Source organism: Nostoc sp., assembly GCF_036916655.1.
Lineage (GTDB): Bacteria > Cyanobacteriota > Cyanobacteriia > Cyanobacteriales > Nostocaceae > Nostoc.
This window is the reverse complement of sequence record NZ_JBALFY010000117.1, coordinates 1-15,346: the sequence shown is the minus strand read 5'-3', so window position 1 is coordinate 15,346 and position 15,346 is coordinate 1. Positions and strand designations below refer to the sequence as shown.

Sequence of the window (15,346 nt, the reverse complement as noted above, 5' to 3'; positions counted from 1 at the left end):
ATTAAAACGATAAATCTACCCTAGAGTGGTTACTTAAAGGATTATTTATTTGAATTGTTTACGATTATTCATAATAAATTAACATAATTTTCCCATCAACAGACCAGCAGTTTTACTCTTCACAATAATTTTGCGATCGCGATCGAAGAGAATAGAGCCACAGACTGTTACTTTTGTGCCTTTTTCGCTATGGCTTTGGATATATTCTTGGGAACGAACATCGATAGTTTCGGCGATCGCACTGTAAACTTGATTTACCCAATCACTACCAGTTGCAGCATCTAGGGATTTTAGATGTGTTAGTGCTGCTTCAGCAGTTACACTGTTAAATACAGCTTGGATATCTGGTGATTTTAAACCTGCGATCGCACAGTGCGCGGCCAAAATTTCCCGCCGTCCATCAGCCAAGTAGTGATGGGTATGAAAAATCCCTCCAGCCAGCTTCATCAGCTTCCCGTGATAGCCAAATAATAAAATTTCTTTGACACCCAGCACATCAGCTTCTACTAACATTGGGCCAAGCCAGTTAGCAGTTTTGACTAATTGATCGGGATTTATCCCTAATTTACGCGCCAAATCTAAGCCATTCTCCCCGATACAAAATACTAAACTCTCAAAACGACTGGCTTTATTTTGTAATTCCGCTCGAAAAACTGCAAGCTGATCTGGTGTACTTAAGGGTTGAGAAATGCCAGTTGTGCCTAAAAGGGAAAGTCCTTCAACCACACCAAAGGCAGAATTTGAAGTTCTAACAGCTAGCGATCGCCCTTCAGGTAGAATAATCGTCACTGTGATTTTTTCTCCCGGTGCTAGGATTCGTTGCAAATTCTCTTGCAACAGCCTTTGAGCATAAGCATAAATAGCTGGCTTGTCATCAGCATTTAATTGCCTACCAATTCCTTCGCCACCTTTAATAATTACTGCATCATCACCCTGTTCTCGCCATTCCACCAATGCCCAAATCGGTGTATCTTTAGTCAAATCGAGATTATCACCGGGATCGCTGCGGGCGATCGCTAAAGCTGTATTCTCAGATAATCCTGCAACCTGTTCAATGGTGATTTCGGCAATTTGAGCGGGTTCAATTAAATCTACTGATGCTATGCTTAGGGGTTTGCGATCGTGTAGCCAATGTAAAGCTGCAACAGCAGCAGCACACGCAAAGACTGGGAGAGTGTATCCAGAACGGGACATTTTTAAATTTTAAAAATCAAAATAATTCTTCAAAAATAAAGACAGTTTGAGATGGCAATTTAGACCTCAACTGTAGCTTACTTCCTTCAGGGTAACGCCCCCGTTCAAAGGCTGCCAGAAACCTTGAACTCACCACCAGAGACTTTCAACAGTCCGATGCAAGAGGATTGTTATGCCGCAACAAGCACAAACATTGTATATCCTGAACCTAGCATTTTTTCCCCAATTGTGGTTTAAAATCAGCCTTAGTAATAACGTCAATACAATCATTGTCTGTAACAATAAAGTAATGAACCAGATCCCTAGTTTTCAACATTCCACAAGATTCATCTACTAACTCCTCCACAATATCTGAATTGGACACCACATATACTGTTTCCTCCATTGGTAAAGGCAAGTGCTGGAGTTGCTTGAGCCTGCGCCCTTCGTCTATAACCCGATACACTTCTGTATATGCGAACTTCACTGTGATCGTTTGATTTGGATCATAAAAAATGAGGTCTATTTCCAGACCATCATCACTATATTTAAGCAACTGCAAATCACTACGTTTTTTGGGGAAAGCTCCTATCTGCCAAGGTTTGTAAAACTGATGTTGAGTTCTATCCACTTTGGTAAAACCTCACATAAACCCACCCTGTTTGATTGAGGATTATGATGTCTAAATAATTCTTCAGAATCCAAGACACTTTCAGATGGTAATTTAAACCTATCTGTAGTTTGCTTGCTTCAGTGTAACGGTAAAGTTAAGTCGATGCAGATACCCTCATCTTATCACCAAAAACTTCTCAGCGTTCGGCTACAACGCCATATTAACCCACGTCACCAAGCATTTTAATGATGTGTTTGGCAAGCTGTTCCTTAATTTCTCGATGCCTTGGAACAGGTTGAGATACCTTTGTTATGGGGTTCTGATACCAGTCATGTTTACCACCATGACGAATAAAGACACAACCCATTTCTTCCAGGTGTTTGATCAAGTCCCGTCGTTTCACGATACCTCAAGTTCAGCCACTCTTCGGACATTGGGAATTGTCCCATTCGTTAATTCTTTGTAAATATCAGTTAAGTTCTCCTTCAATTCGTTTTCGGTTTCTGCCTGAGTCCAGTAGTCTGGATACTCCTGGAGATAGCCAAGCCACATCTCCTCATCTTGCCAGTAAACATATTTCTTGGTTGTCATAGGGTGAAAGACTTATGAACTTCTCCAACTATGCCAACCATCTTATCAAACCGGGCTGATTATTGATTCTACAGAAACTTTGAAACTTTGAAATTTTCCGCATAACTATTCATAAAAGCTGACTACTACTTCTTGCTGCTTCTAGCTTTTGGCGAATCGCTGCTTGAACCTTCTCATCAAAATCGGGATCGTTGGGGCTTGCAACAATCCTCCTCGGACGCTGATTAATCCTATCCAAGTATGCTTGAAAAGCAGCTTGATCCCCCCGATGTTTGAGAAAATACTGTTTCAATTCAACATCAGACATTGAATCGTAATTAATTCGGCTCATCAGACAACTCTCCGTTGGGTAAAATTTGGAATTCAATCTCTTCGTCATACCCAACAAGAATGTATATATTAGGAGTCCGATTATCAACACAAATGAGGTATATGGGTTGAAGCATGATATACGTCAGTTGATAGCTAATACGATACAAACTTGCTACTTAGCAGCAGTAGGCATTTTACTTAACTACACCAAAATTACGAACGAATTACGAATTAGTAATTAGTCAAACACCTACTTCTAATAATAGAGCTTCCATAGCTTCCCAAGAAATTCCTTGTTGAATATAACGGGGTGCTTCAGGATTGTAAGGACTGGCTACTCGGTCAATGTTGAGGATGTTTGCCCCATCTGGTAGAACTGGTACATCTGCATCAAATGCCGTTGGACGCATCAAAGAACTGGAAAAGCCTTTGAAAATAGCAATTGTATCTTGCTCGTCAGCAATTTCCACCGTTACAATTAGGACTTCTTTGGTGCGTTTAGCAGTGTATTGTTCCAGTCGCTTGCCAATGGAATTCATTTTTTTAAGATTAGGGTTACTGTGGTGTGGCTGAACGTCCCTGTTTGCCCAGCTTAATTAGAACAAAATAGCTTAAGTAAAGTACATAAATTACTAAACTAGTTATGCCAAGAAAACCTAAAAACTCAGCCTTACTGTTAGCATGAAAATATTCTTTGAATAGCAACGGAGCCTCGAACCAAACCTGACAATAGGAAGTCTTCAGCACATTGCCAGAAAAAGCACAACCCAAAAAAGGGATAAAGGCAAGTGTGCCCAAAAAACAATAAACAGTTGTCGCCCAGCGCCAAGAAGTAAAAATAAATTTTAAAGAACCACTGGTTTGATACTCAATTTCATCGTTGATATCCACCCAGAACCATAGCGAAATCGGGATCAAAATCCGAGCCATTAACCCAGAGATAAAGCTAACTGGATACTGGGCAATCATTAAGTAAATCGTGATTGCCACTAGGCTTGCTACTCGCCAGTATATGATCAATAAGCGTTGTATGGCTTCCGTTTTTTGCACAAATGCCCAAATCAGAAGAATTAGCGGAATAATTACCAAGAATAATACTGATAGTCGGTAATCAATCCAGACAAAAGGGCGAAACCAAATATTATAGTCCATAGTTTTTCTCAAACAATAGATAAAAAAGATGTCAGGAGTCCGAATAATTAAGTGGGGTTTTATACCACTACCTGATTGTAGACTGCTAAATAAGGCAGGGGTATTAAACTCTTTTATTCAGGAGTGAGTCGGACTCCAATTCATCCTGAATTCTTCTTGATAATAGTTTATTGAACCTCGGATGACTAGAAGTCATGAGTATTACAAACAAATTTATAGGGGCGTACAGATGTACGCCCCTACTGCCAATTATATTTGTTGTTTAATTTATGAAAATAGCAGCTTATCTCGTTGGGAGAAGCATCTTGATTAAAATAAGGAATTATTTTTTGTTTCCACGACTAAAATCGGGGATTTAAGTAAAACGCTTGCAAGTGGAGGATATTGGGAAGTCTCCGCATCCCCCACTCTAGGCGTCTTCTTTAGTCGATGGTGGTTATTTGCTGACTCAAACTACAGAAAATCCGCTTGCCTCAATTTCTAGTCGTCGTAAACCCGGCATTCAATTGCATCTGGGTTGTCATCACAATACTGTTCTAGAGAGTTTTTTGGCTTGCTTTGGCGCTTGTGGGAAGCTTCGGCTTGCAATTCTTCTACTGCATCCCAAGCAGCAGCGCACTCTGGAGAGTTGCTACCGTTGATATCGCAAACAGTACGCGCTTGTTCTACTTCTTCTTGGATTTTCTCTTGAATGTCGCCTTTTGTTGTCTCTTGGATGTTGGTCATTAGCTTTAGTCTCGTTGTGTGTTGTTAATACTAGTATAGAAAATGTTCAGAAATGGCAATTTTTCGCTTGATTAATAACCATTCTAACCATTTAGCCGATCATAAGTTAGTGCTTTAGACTATTGATTTATAACCAATACAGCAAGTTAGCGTATCTATAAGGCATTTACCTTTATTTTTTAAGATTTTGTGGAATCAGTAGCATAGATAAATAATCATACAATATATTTAGATGCCTATATAGGGAATGACAACCCCAGCTTCTTGGGATGGTGGAGACAAAGAGCTGGTGTCAATTCTTATAAAATGCAATTCTTCCTAAAATCAAAAGTCAAAACCTACTAGCCCAAAAAGAGAAAGAAGCTCAAAACTCATGGCAGACCAAATGCAGTGGGCAAATGCCCTATCAACCCGTCATTCTTTGGAAGCCGCTGTTACAGATGTGGTGGAACGTGCTGTCTCATCGTTAACGGCACCTGCGGATCTAGGACTGGTATTCATTTCGTCTGCTTTTGCGAGTGAGTATTCCCGACTGTTACCTTTGTTAGCTGAGAAACTTTCTGTGCCAGTGTTAATCGGCTGTAGTGGTGGAGGTGTGATTGGGACGACAGTTAGCGGAGATACCCAAGAACTAGAAGCTGAACCAGCTATTAGCTTGACTTTGGCACATCTTCCAGGAGTGAAGATTCAAGTTTTTCATGTTATTGCTGAAGATTTACCTGACTTAGACAGTTCACCAGATGCTTGGCTTGATTTGATTGGTGTACCACCCTCCCCCACGCCCCAGTTCATCTTACTTTCTAGTTCTTTCGCCTCTGGAATCAACAATTTGTTACAAGGGCTGGATTTTGCTTATCCAGGATCGGTGATAGTGGGGGGACAGGCTAGTGGTGGAGGTATGGGTGGTCGTGTTGCCTTATTTTGTAACGATGCTAGTAGTGAGGAACACCAAAATCTGTACAGAGAGGGTACTGTTGGTATAGCTTTGACTGGCAATATTGTTTTAGAAACGATTGTAGCCCAAGGATGCCGACCGATTGGCGAGCCATTGCAAGTCACAAAAGCCGATCGCAATATTATTCTGGAGTTAGACGAAAAAGTACCTTTAGTGGTGTTGCGAGATTTGATTGCCAGTCTCAGCGAACAAGAACGGAGTTTAGCCCAGCATTCTCTGTTTGTGGGTGTGGCAATGGATGAATTTAAGTTGGCTTTGCAGCAAGGAGACTTTTTAATTCGTGGTATTCTTGGGGTCGATCCAAATGCTGGGGCGATCGCAATTGGCGATCGCGTCCGTCCTGGTCAAAGGCTGCAATTCCACCTCCGCGATGCCCAAGCCTCTGCTGAAGACCTCGAATTACTCCTGCAAAGTTATCAACACCAGCGAGAATCTGAACCCTCTGCTGTAGCTGCTTTGATGTTTTCCTGTCTGGGACGAGGTGAAGGACTCTATGGAAAACCCAACTTTGATTCGGAACTATTTCAGCGCTACCTTAACGATATTCCTGTAGGTGGCTTTTTCTGTGGCGGTGAAATCGGCCCTGTTGGTGGTAGAACCTTCTTACACGCCTACACTTCAGCATTTGGAATTTGTCGTCAAAATAAGTAATGAGTGCTGAGGCAATTTTCGATTTTGAATTTTGGATTGAAGGAAAAATCTAAAATCTAAAATCCAAAATTGAATGACTCCTAACTCTTATTCAGCAAAAGTGTGGTGTTATTATCAATCATCGTCAAATTTCCAGCAGTGGCGATGCTTGGATTGGGCTGTGATGCACTATATGTCTGAATATAGCGCCGCACTTCTGGGGGAAAATGAGGATAATCTAAGACTGCATCACCATCGGCAATAGTTGCCCAGAAGTCACGCAAACCAGGAGCTAATTCTTTTGCCTGTGATAATGGTAAGTTTAATGGAGAGTGAGTTAATAGCTTAATTAGGAAGGGGAAAGAGCGATCGCCCATCCATTGCCTTGATGACTGTTGCAAGTCGGGGAACTCCGGCACAGATTCAACGCGATGGGATAAAATTTGCAACCATTCTTTACCTTGGTTATCTCGATGAAACTCTAGCACCCGATAAGGGTGAGGGTAGCTCACTAAAGAGCCAGTGGTAATATCATAAACTCCATCTGAGTAAGCAATATCCTGAACGTGCAAATGCCCCGTAAACACTAGCTTGACTCCATAGCGCCTCAGCAATTGCAACAGTTCTGCGGAATTAGATAACATATAGCGATTTGCTAGTGGATGACTCGACTGATTGGGCAAATGCTCCACCACATTATGATGTACCATTACCAAAACTAAGTCATCACCAGAGGCCGCCAGCACCTCTTCTAACCACCGTAGCTGTTTGGCATCTAAAGACCCTATCTGCTCCCCCTGATCATTAAAGGAGTTAGAATTTAGTCCAATTAGCTTAACTCCAGGCAGCAATTGACGAATGTAGTACATTTGCTGGGGATCGTCATAGCCAAACTTCGTGTAATAGTAAGGAAAATCCGCAAAAGCAATTGATTGTCGATCGGCCAACATCACAGGAACGTCATGATTCCCAGGAACAACATAGACGGGAAAAGGAAGTTCGGCTAAACATTGTTGCAACCAAGCGTGATTTTCTGGTTCGCCGTGTTGGGTTAAATCTCCTGGTAACAACAGGAAATCTAAATCAAGTTGTATTAAATGTTCCAGTACGCTTTTAAACGCTGAGACACTTACTTCCACTAGATGAAAGCGGCTGGGATGATCCCAGATTGTATGGGGAAGTGCCAGGTGTAAGTCGCTGACTACCGCAAAGCGAAAATTGAGAGTCATTGATTTATGAAAATGTTAAAAGCAGGGGTTAAAAACAAGTCTTTTTCCAAAAGTATAACGCTTGCTTTGTTTCCCTGCGTAGGAGTGCATCTACTTAACATTTGTATACATGAAACAGCGATCGCACCCCATATACAAAAGAGATTTGGCATGAAATTATTGATGCTTTGCTAAAAGATTTAAAAATTTTATCCAAATGGATATCGGCTAAAGATATAGAAAAGTTGTGGTCGGTTCAGAGATTCGAGAGTTTTCCTAGAACTAAAACCTGGAAGTCAAGCACTCAGTGATTCAGGTTCTCTACCCGATATTTCTACAACGCGCTTCAACCAATTTTCTGTTTGTTGAGCAGCAGATAGCTTTTCTGTAGCATCCGACCAGATTGTATCCCACTTAAACAGCCAGCGCGTCAAAACTCGAACTAAGTCAACTAACTCTGCTGCCCGATCAATATCGTCTGCCTATACCATATCTGGGACAATCCACTCAATAAAATACCTACTCTCTTTTACAAGGTGTATAATCGAGTCCTGATGCGACCCTTCAAGCCACAAGGTTTTTATTTGAGATAAATTTGCTGCTAAGTGACCCAAACGAGTGGGGATATCATTCTGCACAAAGCTTTGTTGCTTCAAGGTAAAGTCTGTCATAAGTTACCAAAAAACAACTATTACCTGACGCTCGATATCAACTGCAAGTTTGATGTAGAACTTGTGTTCTTGGAGCATCTGCTCTATTTGTTCAGGAGTAGCGCGAGCGCGAATTAACAGAATCAATGTGTTTTCCTCACTTCTAAGCGTTGAGTAAAGAATAGTTTGGCAAGACATCCACGATAAAATAACTTAGCAGATCAGCAAGTAACAGGTTCAGAGTCATGGCTCAAGCTAGTATTGGAATTATTGGTGGTAGCGGTCTGTATAAAATGGATGCGCTCAAAGATGTTGAAGAAGTGCAAGTCCAAACTCCTTTTGGTTCACCATCTGATGCTTTGATTCTGGGGACTTTGGATGGGACACGGGTAGCTTTTTTGGCGCGTCATGGCCGCAATCACACGCTTTTACCTTCTGAGTTACCGTTTCGCGCGAATATCTATGCGATGAAGCAATTGGGTGTGAAGTATTTAATCTCAGCTAGTGCTGTCGGTTCCTTGAAAGCAGAGGCGAAACCACTGGATATGGTGGTGCCAGATCAGTTTATTGACAGGACGAAAAATCGGATTTCAACGTTTTTCGGTGAGGGAATTGTGGCTCACATTGCCTTTGGCGACCCGATTTGTAAGAATTTGGCTACTGTGTTGGCAGATGCGATCGCATCTCTCAATTTACCAGAAGTTACTCTCCATCGCAGCGGTACTTATGTCTGCATGGAAGGCCCAGCTTTTTCTACTAAAGCAGAATCGAATCTTTATCGCAGTTGGGATGCAACAATTATTGGTATGACAAATTTACCAGAGGCGAAGTTGGCAAGGGAAGCAGAAATAGCTTATGCAACCTTAGCACTGGTGACAGATTATGATTGTTGGCATCCAGACCATGACAGTGTGACGGTAGAATTAGTGATTGGCAATTTGCTGCGGAATGCTGTAAATGCTCAAAAGGTGATTCAAGAAACTGTGCGCCGCTTGAGTGAAAATCCGCCAACCAGTGAGGCGCATTCGGCGTTGCAGTATGCAATTTTGACTCAGTTGGATAAAGCACCAGCGGCAACAAAGGAAAAATTAGGGTTATTGTTGCAGAAGTATTTGTAGTGAAGAATTCAGGAGTCAGAATCAAGACACTTCTCTAGGAACAGACGCGCTAACGCTATAAGTGGGGCATAGATCAATACAGTTCAGAATGAGCAACAAAAGACTTGTAGAGACGGCGATTTATCGCGTCTTGAAAACCCAAGCGTATTGGGACATAGATCCCATGTGGGAAGAAAGCTATAGTGCTACTGATTAAAAACCACCAAATCATAAGATTTGGTGGAGGTATTAAACAAATCTATTCATCAGCCACTTGTATAGAATTCATGCCGAATTCTGTTAGTGTAGCCCATTCAGAATTCAGAATTCTGACTTCTGAATTCTGTTTCGATAACTAATTTCAATCAACCTTTCTGGCTGCACCCTTCACTGCGTCGGCTGCATCCTCTGCTGTGCGCTGAACATTTTTACCAGCATCATCAGCCCCACGTTGAATATTTTTCGTCAAGTCTTTGGCTGCATTTTGGGTATTTTCCTTGAGATTTTCAAATCCACGCTGAGTACCCTCAACAAGACCTTCCCGCAATTCTTCGGCGGAACTACCAACATCTTCACCCAGATTCTTCACTCTTTCGCCAAGGGGTGTACCTTCTTGGAAGTTCCGAATATATTGCTCTCGACTGTCAATTCCCTTCTGCTCAATATTTTTTTGAGCATTTTTTACTAGCGCCTCAGCTCTATCATTAGCTGCTTTTTCATCTATCGCTCTCGGATCTACATCACTAAAGTTATTTATCCCGCCAGCAGGAGAAGAGAGAGGATTATTTTTTGTAGGATCATATCGCTGGACGTTAGGTGCTTGCGAACCGGGCTGTGGTGGCTGTGCTGCTACTCCTGGAGCGCCACAAGCCTGTGTCATAAATAAAAACATTCCTGCCAAAAAAACAGTTAAAACTTTCAGAGGACGAATGTTTTTTAGCCAATTCATTGTTTTTTTCATAGTTCTCACTCCTTGCATTTTTGTGACTAAGCTAAACTTTAACCAAGATAACACTTGGAATTATTTTTGTATCCCAAGCATTAATGAAAATAATAACTTTCATTAATCATATTAATAGTAAAATAAGTTTTGCCTCTAGCGCAAGTCACATTTTATTTATTACAAAAAGAATAATTTTATCTAACTTTAGGGAGAGACAAACTAAGATAATACAGTTTTTGTAAAAAGAGTTATATCAACTTGTTTGATACCTGAAAAGCTTTGGATATATAGCTGATATACTATAGGATTTGAGCTATTTAGCCTTTGTAGCTCTCACCGTTAAATTACTAAATCCATGAAGAAATTTTTCCGCTGGATAATTTTGGGGGGAACGCTGTTTTTTTTAGGGAAAGCTTTGAAGGATAATTGGAGCGAGGTTACTGCTATCCGCATTGATGATGTAGGATGGGCAATTATGGCGATCGCTACCGGGATAACTTTACTAGCTCATACTTGGGCAGGCTGGATCTGGACTTGGATTCTCCAAGAGTTAAATCAACCTTTATCATCTCCCCAGTTTATCCAAGTTTACCTAAAAACGAACATAGCTAAGTATTTACCAGGTAATATCTGGCATCACTACGGACGAATTGTCGCCGCCAAAAATGCCAATATTCCTACTGGTGCAGCCACCCTAAGCGTTTTGCTCGAACCCCTACTCATGCTAGCGGCTGCTTTAATCATCATTGTCTTATGCAGTAGCCAATTTGCACCAGCTAATACTACCCTTGTTATACGAATACTACAATTGCTGAGTTTAGCTGTAGTCCTTTGTGCGATTCATCCCTGGTTTTTAAACCCAGTTATTCGCTTTTTATACAGATTGAAAGCAAAAAAATCTGCTACTACTACTCAACCAACCGTTCCCTTCAGTCTTAAAAGCTATCCTCTACGCCCTTTGTTAGGAGAATTGGGCTTTATGGGATTACGCGCCACTGGGTTTATATTAACTGTATCTGCCCTGGGTTCCTTGAATGCGAATCAAATTCCTTTGTTGTTAGGGGCTTTTAGTTGCGCTTGGTTATTGGGGTTTGTCGTACCGGGTGCGCCTGGTGGGTTAGGTGTGTTTGAAGCGACTGCCTATGAACTTTTACGACACCACTTTCCAGCAGCTTTAGTATTTAGTGCGATCGCTCTATATCGTCTCATTAGTATTCTAGCTGAAACTGCGGGTGCTATCCTCGCTTGGCTAGACGAACGCCTTGCTAAATCATAAATCAGGTAAAACTTATTTTTTTCTATCTACCTTCATCTGTGAAAACACACGATAACCATCGAGATTTAACTGCTGATTACTGCTTTGTTCTTCTTCTTCCATCTTAATCAGGTTATATTCTACGTTTTCTGCATAAATTGCAAAGGTGATATTAAAAATCTCGATAAAATTTATTACTCCCTTGCATTCCTCTTCTGAATATTTTTCGTAAAAACGAATCAGATTAGCAATCCGAGTTTCTAAATGTCTGCGAGAATTTCTAGAAATCAAAATAATCTTTAACAGTATAATTACTAATGTCAGAGCATTGCCTTGGTTCAGCAATAAGACAAATAATGATGAAGGCTCTTTGCCATTTTCTGTTGTCAAGCAATCAATCACTCGATTACAAGTTCTCAAAAATAATTCTTTAGTGATATTTTCTTGATTATAATCCGTCTTCCATAAGGATAAACTAATTACAAACTGCTGCCGCCAATTTTCTCCCGATTCTTTATTTTCTACAGAAAGAAATAGATATTTCTCCAGGTTTATTTTAAATTCCTCTAGAGTTTGATTTTGAGTTTGTTTGATAAATATATGGGCAATATTTTCATGACTAAACACACCTCTTTTTAAGACAATTGCTTTGATTAAACGCAGAGCTTGGTCTCCCAAAATGCTGGGATTTGTATAGCGTGCTGTGCTTGAGACAGCAGATTGAGAACGAGCAATATACATTGCAAGTTCAAACTTAAATTTGTCTTTCATCTGTTTAGAAAGCTTTCTAGCAGCCTCTTGTTGCTCTATAGGATTCTTCTCATTAACAGATTGATCGATTAATAAATAGGAAGTGTAGCGATTAGCCCAATGACCTTTAGATGATTCCTCATATTTCGTAGCAAATAATTTCAAATCCTTGTAATCTTTGCTGTTAACAAAATTCTCTAGCCAGCTTTTACAAATCTTGACTACTGGAGGATTATTGTCTTTTATCTTGAGATTTTCATTAACAAATAAATTAACTAATTCTTGGATATATTTGTCTTTTCGGTTAGTTTTCCAATTATTAACGATGATGTAGCAACACCGCTTAAGTGTATTACGTAATTCCTGTTCGTTATCATCTAAAAAAATGCTGTATATTCCAGGTATATAATCGGAATCTTCTGAATCAAGACCATCTATAAATAAACCTTTGAATTCGCGTAAAATATCCTCTGGTGGCAACTTTTTGACAATTTCCACGAAGAAGCTATAAACCTCATCTTGTGCAATTTGCACATTTACCTGTTGAGAGTTAGACGTAACACAATGGGAATCTTCCTGACTAATTGATAAACGATGAGCGGTCATTTCAGTTATCAGGACAAAAATACTTCCTGTTCATATTATTACCAGCTTAACCTTGCTGAACAGTAGCATCAATCTATTCTTCAGTGATTCGGTAATTTTTTTACATAAATTTGATTAAATAAGACCATAAATAAAGTATTAAAGACAAATTGTTTAATCCTTTATCAAATAGTTCAGTGAGATTACTTACTTGTGAAGGAGGTAGGAGGTTGTAATGCACCCAAAACCCTCATGTAGAGACGCGATTTATCGCGTCTTCAATAGACCAATTATCTACACTAATAACCCCAAGCGTATTGCAGTGTAGATAACTCTTGGAGGTGCTGCACGAACAGTTGTACACTACACCAAATCAGAGATTTGGTGGCTGGCTAAAACCCAATACGCTTGGATTAAGGGCTACTGGCAACAATTTTGGGTTTTCAAGACGCGATAAATCGCCGTCTCTACAAGTGTTTTGGGCTAAAATCCTTGCTCTTTTTGCTTACTTAACTATCTTGCTAACAATCTAAGATTATACATACATAACTATATGGGCGGACTGATCTATGATTAGATACAACCCGCCCATATGTACAGTGACTAATTAAATGTCGCCGTGACAAATTAATGTCATTCATTAAATCCTTACCCAGTACAGGTTATAGCGGTTTAGCAGTACTAAAATAACATCATTAATAGTGGCAAATTAGCTGTCATTTTATGTAATAGTGACAAATTAGCTGTCGCTTCATTAGAGTAAAAAAGCTTTTGTGTATTTTCATAATGACAAATTGACTGTCGCTTTGCGTAGAGATAGAATAACAATATGTTTTTATAAAAAAGTTTTATATTATGAACAGTCAGCAAAATCCTGATTTAGCTGTTCATCCCTCGGCAATTCCTATGGAAGACTTACTAGGAGAAAGTGCTACAACTCTTGAGAAGAATGTAATTGCCACACAACTATCAGAGGAAGCCCAACTAAAGCTAGAGGTAATCCAAAGTTTACTGGAACCCTGCGATCGCACTACTTATGGGCAGAAGTTGAAAGAAGCTGCTGAAAAACTAGGTGTATCGGTGCGAACGGTGCAGCGATTAGTCAGAAAGTGGGAGCAAAATGGCATAGTCGGACTCACTCAAACTGGCAGGGGTGATAAAGGAAAGCATCGAATTGGTGAGTTCTGGGAAAACTTTATTCTCAAAACCTACCGGGAGGGTAACAAGGGTAGTAAACGCATGACCCCTAAACAAGTTGCCCTTAGAATCCAGGCTAAAGCCCGTGAGTTGGAGGATTCAAAGCCACCCAATTACAGAACCGTGTTACGGGTATTAGCGCCTTTACTGGAAAAGCAAGAAAAAGCCAAGAGTATCCGTAGCCCAGGTTGGAGAGGAACTACGCTTTCGGTTAAAACTCGTGAAGGAAAAGATTTATCGGTTGATTACAGTAACCATGTTTGGCAATGTGGCCATACCCGCGTGGATGTGTTGCTGGTAGATCAACATGGTGAAATTCTAAGTCGTCCTTGGCTAACAACAGTAATTGACACCTACTCTCGTTGCATCATGGGTATCAATTTGGGTTTTGATGCCCCTAGTTCGGTGGTAGTAGCCTTAGTATTACGTCATACGATTTTGCCAAAGCGATACGGTTCAGAGTATAAACTGCATTGTGAGTGGGGAACTTATGGGAAACCAGAACACTTTTATACAGATGGTGGCAAAGACTTTCGCTCTAACCACTTGAGTCAGATTGGAGCGCAATTAGCGTTTGTCTGTCATTTACGCGATCGCCCTTCTGAAGGTGGAGTAGTGGAACGTCCTTTCAAAACATTAAATGACCAACTATTTTCCACGCTTCCTGGGTACACCGGATCTAATGTACAGGAACGCCCAGAAGATGCGGAGAAAGACGCAAGACTTTCTTTACGAGAACTAGAACAGTTACTTGTACGTTACATCGTAGATCGTTACAACCAAAGTATTGATGCGCGGATGGGCGACCAAACTCGCTTTGAGCGTTGGGAAGCAGGTTTGCCTACAGTACCAGTACCAATACCAGAACGAGATTTGGATATCTGTTTAATGAAGCAATCACGGCGCACTGTACAAAGAGGTGGTTGCTTGCAGTTCCAGAACTTGATGTATCGAGGAGAATATCTGGCAGGTTATGCCGGAGAAACTGTCAACTTAAGGTTTGATCCCAGAGACATTACAACAATTTTGGTTTATCGCCAAGAGAAAAATCAGGAAGTATTTCTGACTCGCGCTCACGCTCAAGGTTTGGAGACAGAGCAACTGGCATTAAATGAGGCTGAGGCAGCAAGTCGCAGACTCCGTACCGCAGGGAAAACTATTAGTAACCAATCATTATTGCAAGAAGTCGTTGACCGCGATGCTCTTGTAGCTACCAAGAAAAGTCGTAAAGAGCGTCAAAAATTGGAACAGGCGGTTTTGCGATCTGCTGCTGTTGATGAAAGTAAAACAGAATCCTTGCCTTCCGAAATAATTAAACCAGATGAAGTGGAATCTACAGAAACGGTTCACTCTCAATACGAAGACATTGAGGTGTGGGACTATGAACAACTTCGTGAAGAATATGGGTTTTAAACAATAGACCTCTTGCAGAAATATTTTATGGTATGTTTAAGGGTTTGCCAGTACCTATTTTGAGAGAATATGCAATACGAACAAAGCAAAAGCTTA

The 15,346-nt window shown here is 40.6% G+C and carries 18 protein-coding genes; 4 read left to right on the top strand and 14 right to left on the bottom strand.

Going from position 1 to position 15,346, the window contains the following annotated elements:
• Positions 1 to 78: 78 nt before the first annotated feature.
• The 9 genes from cbiD to V7L31_RS30470 all read right to left on the bottom strand — a co-directional run bounded on the left by cbiD (position 79) and on the right by V7L31_RS30470 (position 4,567).
• Positions 79 to 1,194 carry a cobalt-precorrin-5B (C(1))-methyltransferase CbiD gene (gene cbiD / locus V7L31_RS30505; RefSeq protein WP_334699697.1) on the bottom strand — a complete coding sequence of 372 codons (1,116 nt, stop codon included), beginning with the start codon at positions 1,192 to 1,194 and terminating at the stop codon, positions 79 to 81.
• A 208-nt stretch (positions 1,195 to 1,402) separates the two neighbouring features.
• Positions 1,403 to 1,804, bottom strand: a complete 402-nt coding sequence (locus V7L31_RS30500; RefSeq protein ID WP_334699696.1) for a hypothetical protein — start codon at positions 1,802 to 1,804, stop codon at positions 1,403 to 1,405.
• A gap of 202 nt (positions 1,805 to 2,006) precedes the next feature.
• Positions 2,007 to 2,189, bottom strand: a complete 183-nt coding sequence (locus tag V7L31_RS30495; protein ID WP_334699695.1) for a type II toxin-antitoxin system HicA family toxin — start codon at positions 2,187 to 2,189, stop codon at positions 2,007 to 2,009.
• Entirely contained in the window at positions 2,186 to 2,377 is a 192-nt protein-coding gene (locus V7L31_RS30490; RefSeq protein WP_334699694.1) for a hypothetical protein, read from the bottom strand. Before V7L31_RS30490 ends, V7L31_RS30495 begins: the two co-directional genes overlap by 4 nt.
• 109 nt (positions 2,378 to 2,486) lie before the next feature.
• Complete coding sequence (locus tag V7L31_RS30485; RefSeq protein WP_334699693.1) at positions 2,487 to 2,708, bottom strand: DUF6887 family protein; 222 nt, start codon at positions 2,706 to 2,708, stop codon at positions 2,487 to 2,489.
• Positions 2,695 to 2,823, bottom strand: a complete 129-nt coding sequence (locus V7L31_RS32755) for a DUF6888 family protein (RefSeq protein ID WP_442944520.1) — start codon at positions 2,821 to 2,823, stop codon at positions 2,695 to 2,697. Before V7L31_RS32755 ends, V7L31_RS30485 begins: the two co-directional genes overlap by 14 nt.
• A gap of 108 nt (positions 2,824 to 2,931) precedes the next feature.
• Positions 2,932 to 3,228, bottom strand: coding sequence for a DUF7734 family protein (locus tag V7L31_RS30480; RefSeq protein ID WP_322667827.1), 297 nt, complete (start codon positions 3,226 to 3,228; stop codon positions 2,932 to 2,934).
• Positions 3,229 to 3,244: 16 nt separating this feature from the next.
• Positions 3,245 to 3,841, bottom strand: coding sequence for a DUF3177 family protein (locus V7L31_RS30475; RefSeq protein ID WP_334699692.1), 597 nt, complete (start codon positions 3,839 to 3,841; stop codon positions 3,245 to 3,247).
• Between the two features lie 480 nt (positions 3,842 to 4,321).
• Positions 4,322 to 4,567, bottom strand: coding sequence for a Calvin cycle protein CP12 (locus V7L31_RS30470; protein WP_334699691.1), 246 nt, complete (start codon positions 4,565 to 4,567; stop codon positions 4,322 to 4,324).
• 373 nt (positions 4,568 to 4,940) lie between these two features.
• Here V7L31_RS30470 and V7L31_RS30465 point away from each other — a divergent pair, with 373 nt between their 5' ends.
• Positions 4,941 to 6,173 (top strand): FIST signal transduction protein, encoded by a 1,233-nt coding sequence (locus V7L31_RS30465; protein ID WP_334699690.1) that lies wholly within the window; start codon positions 4,941 to 4,943, stop codon positions 6,171 to 6,173.
• A gap of 80 nt (positions 6,174 to 6,253) precedes the next feature.
• Here V7L31_RS30465 and V7L31_RS30460 read toward each other — a convergent pair whose 3' ends face one another.
• The 3 genes from V7L31_RS30460 to V7L31_RS30450 form a co-directional block, all read right to left on the bottom strand.
• Complete coding sequence (locus V7L31_RS30460) at positions 6,254 to 7,381, bottom strand: metallophosphoesterase family protein (RefSeq protein ID WP_334699689.1); 1,128 nt, start codon at positions 7,379 to 7,381, stop codon at positions 6,254 to 6,256.
• A gap of 275 nt (positions 7,382 to 7,656) precedes the next feature.
• Entirely contained in the window at positions 7,657 to 7,794 is a 138-nt protein-coding gene (locus tag V7L31_RS30455; RefSeq protein ID WP_334699688.1) for a hypothetical protein, read from the bottom strand.
• 240 nt (positions 7,795 to 8,034) lie between these two features.
• Entirely contained in the window at positions 8,035 to 8,157 is a 123-nt protein-coding gene (locus V7L31_RS30450; RefSeq protein ID WP_334699687.1) for a hypothetical protein, read from the bottom strand.
• Between the two features lie 98 nt (positions 8,158 to 8,255).
• Here V7L31_RS30450 and V7L31_RS30445 point away from each other — a divergent pair, with 98 nt between their 5' ends.
• Positions 8,256 to 9,128 (top strand): S-methyl-5'-thioadenosine phosphorylase, encoded by an 873-nt coding sequence (locus V7L31_RS30445; RefSeq protein WP_334699686.1) that lies wholly within the window; start codon positions 8,256 to 8,258, stop codon positions 9,126 to 9,128.
• A gap of 340 nt (positions 9,129 to 9,468) precedes the next feature.
• On the opposite strand, the gene V7L31_RS30440 is transcribed toward V7L31_RS30445, so the two are convergent.
• On the bottom strand, positions 9,469 to 10,068 hold the full coding sequence (locus V7L31_RS30440; protein WP_334699685.1) for a hypothetical protein: 600 nt from the start codon (positions 10,066 to 10,068) through the stop codon (positions 9,469 to 9,471).
• Positions 10,069 to 10,405: 337 nt separating this feature from the next.
• Here V7L31_RS30440 and V7L31_RS30435 point away from each other — a divergent pair, with 337 nt between their 5' ends.
• A complete protein-coding gene (locus tag V7L31_RS30435) occupies positions 10,406 to 11,326 on the top strand; it encodes a lysylphosphatidylglycerol synthase domain-containing protein (protein WP_334699684.1) in 921 nt (306 codons plus the stop codon).
• Between the two features lie 12 nt (positions 11,327 to 11,338).
• On the opposite strand, the gene V7L31_RS30430 is transcribed toward V7L31_RS30435, so the two are convergent.
• On the bottom strand, positions 11,339 to 12,661 hold the full coding sequence (locus V7L31_RS30430) for a hypothetical protein (RefSeq protein ID WP_442944519.1): 1,323 nt from the start codon (positions 12,659 to 12,661) through the stop codon (positions 11,339 to 11,341).
• A gap of 834 nt (positions 12,662 to 13,495) precedes the next feature.
• Here V7L31_RS30430 and V7L31_RS30425 point away from each other — a divergent pair.
• On the top strand, positions 13,496 to 15,250 hold the full coding sequence (locus V7L31_RS30425) for a Mu transposase C-terminal domain-containing protein (protein ID WP_334699682.1): 1,755 nt from the start codon (positions 13,496 to 13,498) through the stop codon (positions 15,248 to 15,250).
• Positions 15,251 to 15,346 lie beyond the last annotated feature (96 nt).

Coding starts and splice junctions, on each gene's coding strand:
- V7L31_RS30445 (WP_334699686.1), top strand. CDS start 8,256: ATGGCTCAAGCTAGTATTGGAATTATTGGTGGTAGCGGTCTGTATAAA.
- cbiD (WP_334699697.1), bottom strand. CDS start 1,194: ATGTCCCGTTCTGGATACACTCTCCCAGTCTTTGCGTGTGCTGCTGCT.
- V7L31_RS30425 (WP_334699682.1), top strand. CDS start 13,496: ATGAACAGTCAGCAAAATCCTGATTTAGCTGTTCATCCCTCGGCAATT.
- V7L31_RS30435 (WP_334699684.1), top strand. CDS start 10,406: ATGAAGAAATTTTTCCGCTGGATAATTTTGGGGGGAACGCTGTTTTTT.
- V7L31_RS30465 (WP_334699690.1), top strand. CDS start 4,941: ATGGCAGACCAAATGCAGTGGGCAAATGCCCTATCAACCCGTCATTCT.
- V7L31_RS30480 (WP_322667827.1), bottom strand. CDS start 3,228: ATGAATTCCATTGGCAAGCGACTGGAACAATACACTGCTAAACGCACC.
- V7L31_RS30470 (WP_334699691.1), bottom strand. CDS start 4,567: ATGACCAACATCCAAGAGACAACAAAAGGCGACATTCAAGAGAAAATC.
- V7L31_RS30490 (WP_334699694.1), bottom strand. CDS start 2,377: ATGACAACCAAGAAATATGTTTACTGGCAAGATGAGGAGATGTGGCTT.
- V7L31_RS30485 (WP_334699693.1), bottom strand. CDS start 2,708: ATGAGCCGAATTAATTACGATTCAATGTCTGATGTTGAATTGAAACAG.
- V7L31_RS30430 (WP_442944519.1), bottom strand. CDS start 12,661: ATGACCGCTCATCGTTTATCAATTAGTCAGGAAGATTCCCATTGTGTT.
- V7L31_RS30460 (WP_334699689.1), bottom strand. CDS start 7,381: ATGACTCTCAATTTTCGCTTTGCGGTAGTCAGCGACTTACACCTGGCA.
- V7L31_RS30475 (WP_334699692.1), bottom strand. CDS start 3,841: ATGGACTATAATATTTGGTTTCGCCCTTTTGTCTGGATTGATTACCGA.
- V7L31_RS32755 (WP_442944520.1), bottom strand. CDS start 2,823: ATGCTTCAACCCATATACCTCATTTGTGTTGATAATCGGACTCCTAAT.
- V7L31_RS30440 (WP_334699685.1), bottom strand. CDS start 10,068: ATGAAAAAAACAATGAATTGGCTAAAAAACATTCGTCCTCTGAAAGTT.